Genomic DNA, 13,752 nt, shown 5'->3' on the forward strand with positions numbered 1-13,752 from the left:
TGCGTGTCGCAAAACTATGCCAGCGGCTTCGGCTCGTCACGGTTTCAGCACGACCTTGCCCACCACCTCGCGCCGCTCGAGCATCGCAAAGCCCTCTCGCCAGTCGGCGAGGTCGAGCGACGCATGGACGTGCGGCCGGATTTTCCCGGCGGCGGCGAGCGCATCGATCGCCGCGACATTCTCCGCCCCGCGCTCGGGAAAGCGCCGCCCATATTCGCCCGCGCGCACCCCGACGACCGAGAAGCCCTTGATCAGCGGCATGTTCACCGACACCTCGGCTATGCGCCCCGACGCAAAGCCGATGACAAGCAGGCGCCCGCCGAACGCGATACAGCGCGTCGATTCGTCGAATATGTCGCCGCCGACGGGGTCGAAAATCACATCGGCGCCCTTGCCATCGGTCAGCGCCTTCACCTCCTCGCGAAATCCCCGCGCGGCGGAAATCACCGCATCGGGCGCGTAGAGCCGCGCAATCGCCTCGCGCTTTTCCGCGCTGCTCGCCGCCGCAATGACACGCGCACCCAGCGCCTTCGCCAGATCGACCGTCGCCAGCCCAACGCCGCCCGCGGCGCCATGCACCAGTACCCACTCGCCCGGCTCGACCCGCGCGCAGCGGACCAGTGCGACATAGGCGGTCAGATAGGCGACCGGATAGGCGGCGGCCTCGTCCCAGCTGAGCCGTTCGGGCTTCCGACGCAGGTTTGCCGCCGGAACGACACTATATTCGGCCATCGCGCCGAACCGATTGCCGCCGATCACCGCGTCGCCCGGCGCCCAGCCGTCGACGCCCTCGCCCACCGAATCGACCTCGCCCGTGAATTCCAGCCCCGACACGAATGGCAGGTCGGGCTTCAACTGATAGCCGCCGCCGGTCATCAACAGATCGGGGAAATTGATCGCCGCCGCGCGCACCCGTACGCGAACTTCGCCGGGGCCGGGCACGGGTACGGGTAAATCCTCCAGTGCTGCGCCCGCGTGATCAGGAAGCAATTCGCGAACCTCGATAGCCCGCATCGGCAAAAACCCTTTCCTACAATATCCCTATATGGTTCGTTCTATCCGCTCAACCAACCAGAAGGAACGAATCATGCCAAGACCCGACCCATCGACCTGCACGGCCGACACATTGATCGATGCCGTCATCGACCGCGAAGGCCGATATGTAAACCACCCCGCCGACCGCGGCGGCCCGACCTGCTGGGGAATCACCGAAGCCGTTGCGCGCGCGCAGGGCTATGCGGGCGCAATGCGCGATCTGCCGCGCGCCGAGGCCGCGTCGATCTATCGCCGCCTCTATTGGCTGCGCCCCGGCTTCGATAAGGTCGCGCTGCGCGCATCCCGGATTGCCGCCGAACTCTTCGACACCGGCGTCAACATGGGCGCCGGCACCGCCGCGGGCTTTCTTCAGCGCGCGCTCAACGCGCTCAACCGCGCGGCGCGCGACTATCCCGACATCGCGGTCGATCGTGAGGTCGGTCCGCGCACGCTTTCGGCGATCGACGGTTTCCTGAAAGCACGCGGAAAGAACGGCGAAACCGTCCTCCTGCGCGCGATGGAGGCGCTGCAGGGCGAACGCTACATCGCGCTCGCCGAACGCCGCCCGAGCCAGGAAGCCTTCCTTTACGGTTGGCTCGCGGGCCGCATCGGCAACGACTGAAGCCTCACGCGCGCCATTGGGCTGAACTTCCCTGAACTTTGAACCTGCAGGAGCATTGCCGTGAGCATTATCGAAGGCCTGATCGGCCCCATTGCCAAGTTGATCGACAAGATCATCCCCGACCCCGAAGCGCGCGACCGCGCCAAGCTCGAACTCCTCAAAATGGAGAGCAGCCAGGAAATGGAGGCGATCCGCACCCGAATGACCGCGATCGTCGCCGAAGCGAACAGCCCCGACCCATGGACCAGCCGCGCGCGGCCGAGCTTCCTCTACGTCATGTACGCCCTGCTGCTCTGGGCCATCCCGATGGGCTTGATCGCCGCTGCGCGGCCCGAGACGGCAAAGGGCATCGCGGATGGCATGAACGCCTATCTCGCAGGCATTCCGGAGTCGCTCTACGCGCTCTTCGGGACGGGTTATCTGGGGTACACCGCCGCACGGGCATGGGGGAAAGCAAAGGGCGTGGAGGGCTAGCAAAAAAACGTCGTCCCCGCGAAGGCGGGGAACGCTGGAGATGTGGCGCAAGGCCGACAGCAGTCCCCGCCTTCGCAGGGACGACGACTATTCCTCCACCACTCGCGCCAAATTCGCGAGCGAACTATTCAACCCCTCGACGTGATCCTTCGCCGAAATCCCCGGCGGCACATGATGCGCGTCGATCGTGACCAGCGTGCCGCCGCTCTGCCGCGACAGATACCAGTGCATCTCCATCGTCCCCGAAAAGCGCGGATCGTCGGATTCGAATTCGACCTGCCACACCACCAGCCGCCCGTCATCGAGTGTCGGAATATAGACTTCCACGACATCGCTATCGTCGTCGCTCTTGGTCTCGACATCGGCGTCGTCGAAGGTCAGCCGCATCAAAAAGCCGCCGCCCGCGCGCAGGTCGACATGCTGGAACGTCCCCGTCGCGCCCTCGGGCGGCAACCATCGCGCAAGCTTTGCCGCGCTCGTGAAGGCCGCGAAGACATCGACGAGCGGCGCGGCGATCAGCCGTTCGGCATGATCGATGCGCCGCGTCTTCTTGGTCGGTTTCAAGCGAGCGCGGCTTTGACCGCCGCGACGGCGTCATTCGCCGCGCCGCCGTCGGGCCCGCCGCCCTGCGCCATGTCGGGCCGTCCGCCGCCGCCCTGCCCGCCAAGCGCCGCGACCGCCGCCTTGACCAGGTCGACTGCGCTGAGGCTGCCGGTCTTGTCGTCGGTCACCCCGACCGCGACCGAAGCGCGTCCGTCGTTGACCGCAACCAGCATCGCAACGCCGCTACCGACCTGCTTCTTCAGCCCGTCGACCGTGCCGCGCAGATCCTTGGGGTCGAGCCCATCGACCACCTGCGCAAGGAACGCCGTATCGCCAACCTGCTCGACCGCCGGCCCCGCGGCCGCGCCGCCACCGCCACCCATAGCGAGCGCCTTCTTCGCATCGGCGAGTTCACGCTCGGCTTTCTTCAGTGCCTCGGCCAGTTGCGCGACGCGCGCCGGCACATCGTCGGGCGAGGTCTTGAGCGCCGCCGCCGCCGCCTTCAGCGCCTCGTCACGGCCGTTCAGCCAGACGCGCGCTGCATCCCCCGTCAACGCCTCGATACGCCGCACGCCAGAAGAAACCGCGCTTTCGCTGATGATCTTGAACAAGGCGATGTCGCCCAGCGCCCGCACGTGCGTGCCGCCGCAAAGTTCGACCGAATAATGATTCTCGGTCGCCTTGCCCATGCTAAGCACGCGCACTTCGTCGCCATATTTCTCGCCGAACAGCGCGAGCGCACCTGCCGCGACGGCATCGTCGGGGGTCATCAGCCGCGTCGTCACCGCCTCATTACCGCGAATCTGCGCGTTCACGTCGGCTTCGACGTCGGCGATCTCTTCGGCGCTCAGCGCCTTAGGATGCGAGAAGTCGAAACGGAAGCGGTCCTCGGCAACGAGGCTGCCCTTCTGCGTGACATGCCCGCCCAGCCGGTTGCGGAGCGCCGCATGCACGAGGTGCGTCGCGCTGTGATTGGCGCGAATGCGGTCGCGCCGCGCGGCATCGACGGTCAGCTGGACGGTATCGCCGACCTTCAGGCTTCCCGCCTCCAGCTTCGCCTGATGCGCATGCAGCCGTCCGAGCGGTTTGCTCGTATCGCTGACCGAGGCCTTGGCGCCTTCGAGCGTCGCGATCGTACCCGCGTCGCCCATCTGGCCGCCGCTCTCGCCATAAAAGGGCGTCTGATTGGTCAGCACGACCAGCTCGTCGCCCGCCTTGGCCTCGTCGACGGGCACGCCGTCCTTGACGAGTGCGATGACCTCTCCCTCGCCCGCGGTCGCGCCATAGCCGGTGAATTCGGTGCTGCCATTGGCTTCGGCCAGGTCGAACCAGATTTCCTCCGACGCCTTCTGCCCGCTGCCCTTCCACGCCGCGCGCGCCGCCGCCTTCTGTTGCGCCATCGCGGCGTCGAAGCCGGCACGGTCGACCGCGATATCCTGCGTGCGCAGCGCGTCTTCGGTCAAATCATAGGGGAAGCCGTATGTGTCATAGAGCTTGAACGCGACATCGCCGGGCAGCGTCGCGCCCGCGCTCATCCCGACCGTCGCCTCGTCGAGAAGGCGCAAGCCCTTGTCGAGAGTCTGGCGGAACTTGGTCTCCTCGCGTTCCAGCGTCTCGGCGATCAGCGGCTGCGCGCGGATCAGCTCGGGATAAGCGGCGCCCATCTCGGCGGTCAGCGACGGCAGCAGCCGGTACATCAGCGGATCCTTAGCGCCGAGCAGATGCGCGTGGCGCATCGCGCGGCGCATGATCCGGCGCAGCACATAACCGCGCCCCTCATTCGACGGCAGCACGCCGTCGGCAACAAGGAAGCTCGATGCGCGAAGGTGATCGGCGATCACGCGGTGGCTTGCCTGCGTCGCGCCTTCGGCCGGCACGCCGGTCAGGTCAACCGATGCGGCGATCAGCGCCTTGAACGTGTCGGTGTCGTAGTTGTCGTGGACGCCCTGCAGCACCGCCGCGACGCGCTCCAGTCCCATGCCCGTGTCGATGCTCGGCCGCGGCAGGTCGACGCGGTCGCCGGGTCCGCGCTGGTCATACTGCATGAACACCAGATTCCAGATTTCGACGAAGCGGTCGCCGTCTTCCTCCGGCGATCCCGGAGGGCCGCCCCAGATATGGTCGCCATGGTCATAGAAGATTTCGCTGCACGGGCCGCACGGCCCGGTGTCGCCCATCGACCAGAAATTGTCGCTCGTCGCGATGCGGATGATCCGCTCTTCGGGCAGGCCGGCGATCTTCTTCCACAGGTCGAACGCCTCATCATCGGTGTGATAGACGGTGACGGTCAGCCTCTCGGGCGCCAGCCCCCAGGTCTTGGTGACCAATGACCACGCATGGTGGATTGCCTGTTCCTTGAAATAGTCGCCGAAGGAGAAGTTCCCCAGCATTTCAAAGAAGGTGTGGTGGCGGGCGGTGAAGCCGACATTATCGAGGTCATTATGCTTGCCGCCGGCGCGCACGCATTTCTGCGACGAGGCCGCGGTGCTGTACGGACGCTTCTCCAGCCCGGTGAAGACATTCTTGAACGGCACCATCCCGGCGTTGACGAACATCAACGTCGGGTCGTTGTACGGCACCAGCGGTGCCGACGGTTCGATATGGTGGCCGGTCCCCGCGAAATAGTCGAGGAACGAGCGGCGAATGTCATTGGTCGATGTCATGCGCGCGAATTAGGGATTTTGCGGCGATGCGACAAGCCGGTTCGTGTCGATGACCGTCATCGGCACAATTGGTCAGAAATTGGTCGCGATCCCCTTGCCCAGATAGCAGGGCAGCTCGCGCAGCACATCGGCCTTGGGAACCCCGTCTTCGATCAGGTCTGGGGGCACTTCGGACGTGTCGGTCCGCACCACCGTCCAGCCGGCAACCGGCGCCGCGCGGTGGACGACGACATAGCCGCAATCCATCGTCTTGTCCGGGCGATCGCCGCGGAAATCGAAGGCCGCGTAGAGCCCGGGGGGCTGACCCGCGGGATCGAGATACCAGCTGAGGCGCAAGATACGGATCGTGCCATCGGCCCACAGCCCGGCCCGCTTGCGCTGGTTCATTTCCCATTCGAGCCGCGGATTCGACGCCTGGAACGACAGGCGCAGCATCGCATAGGCGCTCTTATAATCGCGCTTCGCCAGCGCTATCGTATAGGCGGCGAGACGATCGATTGCGCCTTCCTCGTCGGTCGGGGTGGGCGCGAAGGTCACGCCCTCGGGTGCGACAACCTCGCGCTCGACTTCGGGCGCGACGGCCGGCGGCGCAGCGAGCGCCGCCGGTGCAGGAAGCGTCAAGGCCGCGACCACCATCAGGCGGCCGCGCACCGAGCGATCAATAGCCATAATAGGCGCCGCCCTTTTCGCGCGCGCGCTGCCATGCGGGGCGGACGTGACACGCGTTCACGAAGCCCGCGAGCTTCGGATAGCGCGGTGCCATGCCCTGCATGATCGCGATTTCCGCCGGGAAGCTCAGCATGATATCGGCGGCCGACAGGCTGTCGCCGATGAAGTGGCCATTCTCACCGACGCGGCTTTCCATATAGGCGAAGTGCGAATCGAGTTGCTGCGAAATGCGCGGCTCGATCGGCGCCGCGGCGTCGCCAAGCCGCGCGGTATAGATGCGCAGCAGGATCGGCGTCATCGCCGACCCTTCGGCGAAATGCAGCCATTCGAGGTGGCTGATATGATCGTCAGTGCCGCGCTCGGGGACCAGATGGCCGCCGCCGTGCCGCTCGCACAGATATTCGGTGATCGCGCCCGATTCAGTGACGACGCGGCCCCGTCCGCCGGAAGCGGAATCGTCGAACACCTCGATCACCGGCGACTTGCCGAGCGGGTGGACCGCAATCAGTTCGGGCGGCGCGAGGTTGGTCACCGGATCGCGGTCGTAAAATTTGATCTCGTACGGCGCGCCGATTTCCTCGAGCAGCCACAGGATGCGCTGCGAGCGGCTGTTGTTCAGATGGTGGACGATCAGGCTCATGACGCTCTCCTAGCGGGCAGTTTGCGGGGTTCCATTGCGGTCGATCAGCGCGACGAGCTCGCGCACCAGCTTGGCGCCGAGGATCGCGGTCACATCGCCGATATCGCGGCCGGGATGAAGCTCGACGATATCGGCGCCGACGATCGGCGCGGTCTGCTTGTGTAGCATAGCGAGCATTTCGCGCACCGTCAGCCCGCCGGGCTCGGGATGCGCGACGCCCGGCGCCGCGGACGGGTCGAGACCGTCGAGGTCGATCGAAATATAGAGTGGCCCGTCAAGGACCGGCACCGCATCGGCGGTAAAACCGGTCATTGGGATAATCTCGACGCCGAAGCGCGCTGCCTGTTCGCGGCAGTGGTTGTTCAGCGTACGAATGCCAACCTGCACCAGCCGCTTGGCATGCCCCGCCTCGCAGATGCGAGCGAAGGGCGACGCGTGGCTGCGCGGATTCCCCGCGAAATCGTCGTAGAGATCGGGATGCGCGTCGAAATGCAGGATATCGACCGGTCCGAAGCACGTCGCTGCGGCCTCGACGAGCGGGAAGGTTACGGCATGGTCGCCGCCGAGGGCGAGCGGAACTTCTCCATCTTCGCGCACATACGCGATGTAACGACGGATGGCAGCGTCGTCCTGCGCCGTGTCTTCGGTCAGCGGGAGGTCGCCGTCGTCGGTGAGCGCGATGTCGGTGCCGATTTCGGGGCCGAGTTCGCTCGCCATATTGCCGCGGTCGCTCCATAGCGCCGCGCGGATCGCAGCGGGGCCGGCGGCGGCACCGCGTTCGAAGCTGCTGTTGATGTCGGTGGGAAGACCGAAGAGGCGGATCGCGGGCATGGCGCGTTGTACCCGCTTGCGGTCGTCAGGCAAGGATCAACGGCGGGCGGGCCCACCTGCAGGGGAGAGGGATGCAGGTGCAAGGGGCTGGAGGCCCGCCGCCGTTAGCCGTCCGGTCCGCCGAAGCGAACCGGACGGAAGGCTATCAATTGTCGTCGTCGCCCTCGTCGTCGGGGCCGGCCATCATTTCTTCGGCCACCGCTTCGGTGCGACCGCGGATCGCGGTTTCGAGCCGGTCCATCAGTTCGGGGTTTTCCTTGAGGAAGGTTTTCGAATTTTCGCGGCCCTGCCCGATGCGGATCGAATCATAGCTGAACCAGGCGCCCGATTTCTCGACGATGCCGGCCTTGACGCCCAGATCGAGGATTTCGCCGATCTTCGAAATGCCCTGCCCGTACATGATGTCGAATTCGACCTGTTTGAACGGCGGCGCGACCTTGTTCTTCACCACCTTCACGCGCGTGGTGTTGCCGACGATTTCGTCGCCATTCTTGATCTGGCCGGTGCGGCGGATGTCGAGGCGGACCGAGGCGTAGAATTTGAGCGCGTTGCCGCCGGTCGTGGTTTCGGGGTTGCCGTACATCACGCCGATTTTCATGCGCAGCTGGTTGATGAAGATCACCATGCAGCGCGAGCGGCTGATCGAGCCGGTGAGCTTGCGCAGCGACTGCGACATCAGGCGTGCCTGAAGCCCGACGTGGCTGTCGCCCATTTCGCCTTCGATTTCGGCGCGCGGGACGAGCGCCGCGACCGAGTCGACGACGAGCACATCGATCGCGTTCGAACGCACGAGCGTGTCGACGATTTCGAGCGCCTGTTCGCCGGTGTCGGGCTGCGACACGATGAGTTCGTCGATGTTGACGCCAAGCTTGCGGGCATAGACGGGATCGAGCGCATGTTCGGCGTCGACGAAGGCGACCGTACCGCCGCCCTTCTGCGCCTCGGCGAGCGTGTGCAGCGCCAGCGTGGTCTTGCCCGAGCTTTCGGGACCGTAGATTTCGATGACGCGGCCGCGCGGCAGGCCGCCGACGCCGAGCGCGATGTCGAGGCCGAGCGAGCCGGTCGAGATCGACTCGACCTGCATCGTTTCCTTCGAGCCCAATTTCATTACCGAGCCCTTGCCGAACGCGCGATCGATCTGCGCGAGCGCGGCGTCGAGTGCCTTCTGCCTGTCCGTATTATTCACTGATTTCCCCGATTCGACGAGTGACAATTGTCCGGCCATAACCGTCCCTTTCCAGCTCTAGAGCGACAGTAGAAGCATCGCAACGCCGGAACTATGTGCCACATTTGTTCTCCCAGAACAAGTGGAGAACAAAATAAAACTCACAGGGATGAAAAACGCTCTATTCCGTGGAAAAGCCATTTAGCGCCGCCTCGATATCGCTGATCCGGAACGGCTTGGTGATCAGCTTGCGATGCGCGTGCGCGGCCGGAATGACGTCGCCGCCGCCCGAAGTGAAGGCAAAGGGAATGCCGCGTTCGGCGAGTGCGTCGGCGACCGGCCAGCCTTTTTCCTCCCCGAGGTTGATATCGACGAGCGCGCCGGCCAGCGGCTCGGCCGCGATGAGCGCCAGCGCCTCTTCGTTGCTCGTCGCCTGCGCGGGTTCGGGAAGGTCGAGCGCATCGAACATATCGACGAGCATCATGCCGATCAGCACATCGTCCTCGACGAGCAGGATGCGGGGGTTACTGGCCATTGGACATCCGATGCGCGGCCTCGTCGAGCGCCGCCGACGTCGCCTCGGCGAGCTGCGCGACCGAGAAGGGTTTGGGGAGGAAGGCGACATCGTCGATGTCGATCGACTGGCGGAGTTGCTCCTCGGCGTAGCCCGACATGAACAGGACCGGCAGGTCGGGCCGCCTGGCGCGCATCGCACGCACCATCGCGGGCCCGTCCATCGTCGGCATCACAACGTCGCTGATGATCAAATCGACCTTCTCCATCTGGGCAAAACGCTCGAGCCCTTCTTCGCCCTGCGAGGCGGTTACGACGCTATAACCCGCACGGGTCAATGCGCGTTCCGCGACCGCGCGCACCATATCCTCATCCTCGACGAGCAGGATCGTTCCAGTGCCCCACTGGCTCTTCTTGGGCTTGGCAGGCGGCGGCACCACGACGGGGGTATCGCCCTCGGCACGATGGACGGGCAGATAGATAAAGAAGCTCGTCCCCTGCCCCGGTTTGCTTTCGGCGAAGATATAGCCCGCCGATTGCTTGATGATCCCATAGACGGTTGAGAGCCCGAGTCCGGTCCCCTTGCCGACATCCTTGGTCGTGAAGAAAGGTTCGAAAATTTTGGGCAGCACGTCGGCGGGAATACCGGTGCCGGTGTCGCTGACTTTCAGCGCGCAATAATCGGCGGGCGGCATGAATTCATTGCCCATCTGCCGGACGTCGGCGGCCGACACCGGATAGGTTTCCATGGTCAGCGTTCCGCCGCCCGGCATCGCGTCGCGCGCATTGACCGCAAGGTTGATGATGACCTGTTCGAGCTGCCCCGGATCGGCGCGTACCGCGCCAAGGCCGCGACCGTGATGCACTGCCAGTTGGACCGTCTCACCGATCAGGCGCTTCAAGAGGTGCGACACTTCGGAGATCACATCGGGCAGTTGCAAGATCTGCGGGCGCAGCGTCTGTTGCCGCGAGAAAGCGAGCAATTGCCGCGTCAGGCTGGCGGCGCGGTTGGCGTTGCTGCGGATCTGCTGGATATCGTCATAGTCGCTGTCGCCCGGCGTATGGCGCATCAGCATCAGATCGCACGCGCCGAGAACGGCGGTCAGGATATTGTTGAAGTCGTGCGCGACACCGCCGGCAAGCTGCCCGACCGCCTGCATCTTCGACGCCTGCGCCACCTGCTGCTTCAGGCGCGATTCCTCGCTCGAATCCTTCAGGCTGAGCAGCACCGCCGCCTCGCCCAGTCCGCGCACGCCAACGATCCGCATCGACACGGGATCGCCGCTTTGCCCCGCGAGCCGGATCGACAGGTCGCCCCCGACCTGCTGACCGCTGCTGTGACGGCGGATCATATCGGCGAGCGCGCCCTTGTCCTCGCCGACGACGATGTCGCCCGGATAACGCGGCATCTTGCCTTCGGGAAGGTTAGCCGCCCGAACGAATGCCCGGTTCACATAGAGGAAGCGCCCGTCGCGATCGACCATGGCCAAGCCAAAGGGAAGCAACGAGAGAAGGGTTTCGACGTAGGTCTGCGCGGTGCCGCGGTCGGTGGGCCCCATTTCCTCATCGAGCATTGCGAGCAGCATCGGCGTATTGTTATCGGCGGGCGCGAGCGGAATCTGGATCAGGCGTACCGGCGTCGCGCGATCGCCTTCGCGCGCGAAATAGAGCGCACCGGCGTCGTCGAGCCGGATCATCGGCGCGACATCGCGGCCGGCATAATGGACCGCATCGTCCTCGCCAAGCGCGCGGAGGAGGAATGCCTTGTTCGCGACGCGCAGCCGCCCCTCGGCGCTGACGAGCGCGGCCATCACCCCCGCATGGCCGAGTGTGCGGCCTGCGGGACCATCGAGATGGCGAAGGATTTCCGAAACGATATCGAGCCGCTCGATCGCCGAAAAGCGCCAGACGAGATAATCCTCCGACTGCCCCGTGCGCGTCACCTGCGCGCGCAGTTGCAACGGGCCCACCGCAATATCGTCGACGGACCCTTCGCCGTCGCGCCAGGCGATACGGCCGGCATTTTTCAGCAGTTCGGCGCCGCGCCCTTCGAGCGGCAGCCCGGGCGGCGTGACAAAACCGCCCATCCAGGTTCCGAACAGATCGTTCGCGCAAACCATCCGGCCGCCGCGATCGGTAACCGCGATCGCGACATCGTCGTGATTCACCGCCTGACGTAGCATCGTCCAGTCGGGCGCGACCGCCTCGCCCGTCACCGCCGCCGGGAACAGCCGCCGCGCGAGGAGCACCCCGCCCGCGGCAACCGCAAGCCCGGCGAGGAAGCCGACCGCCAATATCGCATCGCGCGTCGCCCAGAACAGCAGCGCGGCGGACAGCAAGGCCAGTCCGGCAAGCACTGCCTTGTCGACCGGCGACAGGCCCGCCGGGGCCGACAAAGGCCCGGCGGGACCCGCCCCCCTGATGAAATCGCCATCAGCGGAGGGCAGGCTTTGCACGGTCAATGGCTGTCTTTCTTAGTGGCGCATCACCAGATGCGGACGCGGTCTTTCGGCTCGAGATAGAGCTTCTGACCCTGCTTGATCTGATAGGCCTTATACCAAGGGTCAAGGTTGCGCGAGACCCAAGTCCGCTGGATCGAGGGCGAATGCGGATCGGTCGTGATGCGCTGCGACAGATTCTGCTCGCGATAGTTGCGGCGCCACACCTGTGCCCAGCCGAGGAAGAAGCGCTGGTCACCGGTCAGGCCGTCGATCACCGGGGCCTCCTTGCCGCCGAGTGACTTTTTATAGGCGTCGTAGGCGATCGTGAGGCCCGCGAGATCGCCGATATTCTCACCGAGCGTGAAGGTGCCGTCGAGCTTTTCGCCGGGAAGCACTTCATAGGCGTCATACTGCGCGATCAGCGCCTTGCCCGCGGCCTCGAACGCCGCGACGTCGGCCGGGGTCCACCAGTCGGCGAGCTTGCCGGTCTCGTCGTATTTCGCGCCCTGGTCGTCGAAGTGATGGCTGATCTCGTGGCCGATCACCGCACCGATGCCGCCATAGTTGACCGCGGCGTCGGCGTGCGGATCGAAGAAGGGCGGCTGCAGGATCGCGGCGGGGAAGACGATCTCGTTCATCCCGAAGTTGGCGTAGGCGTTGACCTCCATCGGGGTCATCCCCCATTCCCAGCGGCGGATCGGACCGCCGAGGCGGCCGACATTGTCGTCGTGCGCGAACTGGTTGGCGCGCAGCTGGTTGCCGAACAGGTCGTCGCCGCGGATTTCGAGCTTGCTATAATCCTTCCAGCGGTCGGGGTAGCCGATCTTGGTGGTGAAGCTGGCGAGCTTCTTCTTCGCCTTCACCTTCGTCCCGGGCTGCATCCACGTCAGATTGCCGATGCGCGTGTCGAGCGCGGCGAGCACATTCTTGACGAGCACGTCCATCGCCGCCTTGGTTTCGGGCGGGAAATATTTCGCGACATAATCCTGGCCGACGGCTTCACCCATATTGTTGGTGGTGAAATCGACCGCGCGCTTCCAGCGTTCCTGCATCTGCGGCGTGCCCGACAATGCGGTGCCGTAGAAGGAGAAGGCTTCCTGCGCGACCGCATCGGGCAGCACGCCCGAGAAGCCGTCGAGGCTGCGCACAATCAGCGCGTCGCGGATCACGCCGATCGGCGCGTCGGCGAGCAGCTTGGCCTCGCCGGTGAAGGCGCTCGGCTGCGACACGAGGATCGAATCCTCATTGACGCCGATGCCGCGAATGAAAGCCTGCCAGTCGAAGCCCGGCGCTGCCTTGGCGAGCTCGGCGATCGTCATCTTGTTATAGACTTTGGTCGCGTCGCTGCTGTCGTTCTTGTCCCAGTGGACGGTCGCGACCTGCTTTTCGAAATCATAGATCGCCTTGGCGCGTGCCGCGGCATCCTTTTCGCCTGCGAGCGTCAGGACATTTTCGAGGTGCTTGAGGTAGGCCGCCTGCAGCTTGGTGTTGCGCTCGCCGTCTTTCAGGTAGAAATCGCGGTCGGGCATGCCGATGCCGCCCTGGAACATCGTATAGATATAGACGTCAGGGTTCTTGTCGTCCTGCCCGACATAGCCGCCGAAGAAATGCTGGATGCCGCTGCGGTCGGCTTCGGACAGCAGCTTCGCGAGACCCGCCTTTTCGACGGCGCGGACTTTGGCGAGCCAGGGCTGGATCGGGGCGAGGCCCTTCGTTTCGACCGCCGCCGTGTCGAGGTACGACGAATAGGCGCGGCCGATCATGCTGCTGGGATCGCCCTTTGCGACGTCGAGGATTTCGCGCGTGCGCTTTTGCGACAGGTCGGCGAGCGCGGTGAACATGCCATAGTTCGACTTGTCGGCCGGGATCTGTGCGTTCTTTGCCCAGGTGCCGTTGGCATAGGCATAGAAGTCGTCGCCCGGTTGGACGGTCTTGTCCATGCCGGTGAGGTCGAAGCCGAAATCGCCGATCTCGGGCTTTGCGGTCGTTTGAGTGGCCGGCGCGGCCTTTTCCTTGGCGGTCGCCGGAACGGCGGCGAGCATCAATGCGCCAAGCGCGGCGGTCGCCATCAGGCGCGAAGAAATATGCAGAGTCATGATATTCCCCAGTTTTCAATTTGAAGCGAAAATCCGCGCCGCATAGCCACGGCGCAGATT

Annotated in this window: 12 protein-coding genes; 2 read left to right on the forward strand and 10 right to left on the reverse strand. The window is 65.0% G+C overall.

Features of this window, described 5'->3' with window-relative positions; genetic code table 11:
* Positions 1-36: 36 nt before the first annotated feature.
* Positions 37-1,014, reverse strand: coding sequence for an NADPH:quinone oxidoreductase family protein (locus ASD73_RS07560; RefSeq protein WP_056371151.1), 978 nt, complete (start codon positions 1,012-1,014; stop codon positions 37-39).
* A gap of 73 nt (positions 1,015-1,087) precedes the next feature.
* Between ASD73_RS07560 and ASD73_RS07565 the strand changes: the two genes are divergently transcribed.
* Positions 1,088-1,657 carry a glycoside hydrolase family 108 protein gene (locus ASD73_RS07565; RefSeq protein WP_056371154.1) on the forward strand — a complete coding sequence of 190 codons (570 nt, stop codon included), beginning with the start codon at positions 1,088-1,090 and terminating at the stop codon, positions 1,655-1,657.
* 60 nt (positions 1,658-1,717) lie between these two features.
* On the forward strand, positions 1,718-2,131 hold the full coding sequence (locus tag ASD73_RS07570; protein ID WP_056371157.1) for a holin family protein: 414 nt from the start codon (positions 1,718-1,720) through the stop codon (positions 2,129-2,131).
* Positions 2,132-2,218: 87 nt separating this feature from the next.
* Here the strand turns inward: ASD73_RS07570 and ASD73_RS07575 are convergent, their stop codons facing one another.
* The 9 genes from ASD73_RS07575 to ASD73_RS07615 all read right to left on the reverse strand — a co-directional run bounded on the left by ASD73_RS07575 (position 2,219) and on the right by ASD73_RS07615 (position 13,692).
* Entirely contained in the window at positions 2,219-2,695 is a 477-nt protein-coding gene (locus ASD73_RS07575; RefSeq protein WP_056371159.1) for an SRPBCC family protein, read from the reverse strand.
* Positions 2,692-5,337, reverse strand: a complete 2,646-nt coding sequence (gene alaS / locus ASD73_RS07580; RefSeq protein ID WP_056371161.1) for an alanine--tRNA ligase — start codon at positions 5,335-5,337, stop codon at positions 2,692-2,694. Before alaS ends, ASD73_RS07575 begins: the two co-directional genes overlap by 4 nt.
* 72 nt (positions 5,338-5,409) lie before the next feature.
* A complete protein-coding gene (locus ASD73_RS07585; RefSeq protein ID WP_056371163.1) occupies positions 5,410-6,006 on the reverse strand; it encodes a hypothetical protein in 597 nt (198 codons plus the stop codon).
* Positions 5,996-6,646, reverse strand: a complete 651-nt coding sequence (locus ASD73_RS07590; RefSeq protein WP_056371164.1) for a glutathione S-transferase family protein — start codon at positions 6,644-6,646, stop codon at positions 5,996-5,998. Before ASD73_RS07590 ends, ASD73_RS07585 begins: the two co-directional genes overlap by 11 nt.
* A 9-nt stretch (positions 6,647-6,655) precedes the next feature.
* Complete coding sequence (speB, locus tag ASD73_RS07595) at positions 6,656-7,477, reverse strand: agmatinase (RefSeq protein ID WP_056371165.1); 822 nt, start codon at positions 7,475-7,477, stop codon at positions 6,656-6,658.
* Between the two features lie 145 nt (positions 7,478-7,622).
* Complete coding sequence (gene recA, locus ASD73_RS07600; protein ID WP_056371166.1) at positions 7,623-8,702, reverse strand: recombinase RecA; 1,080 nt, start codon at positions 8,700-8,702, stop codon at positions 7,623-7,625.
* Between the two features lie 121 nt (positions 8,703-8,823).
* Entirely contained in the window at positions 8,824-9,177 is a 354-nt protein-coding gene (locus tag ASD73_RS07605) for a response regulator (RefSeq protein WP_056371167.1), read from the reverse strand.
* The gene (locus ASD73_RS07610; protein WP_235534460.1) at positions 9,167-11,551 is read right to left on the reverse strand and encodes a hybrid sensor histidine kinase/response regulator; all 2,385 of its coding nucleotides are present in this window, start codon (positions 11,549-11,551) and stop codon (positions 9,167-9,169) included. Before ASD73_RS07610 ends, ASD73_RS07605 begins: the two co-directional genes overlap by 11 nt.
* An 89-nt stretch (positions 11,552-11,640) precedes the next feature.
* On the reverse strand, positions 11,641-13,692 hold the full coding sequence (locus ASD73_RS07615) for a M13 family metallopeptidase (RefSeq protein ID WP_082521430.1): 2,052 nt from the start codon (positions 13,690-13,692) through the stop codon (positions 11,641-11,643).
* Positions 13,693-13,752 lie beyond the last annotated feature (60 nt).

Origin of the sequence: Sphingopyxis sp. Root154, assembly GCF_001427105.1 — a bacterium.
Classification (GTDB): Bacteria; Pseudomonadota; Alphaproteobacteria; order Sphingomonadales; family Sphingomonadaceae; genus Sphingopyxis.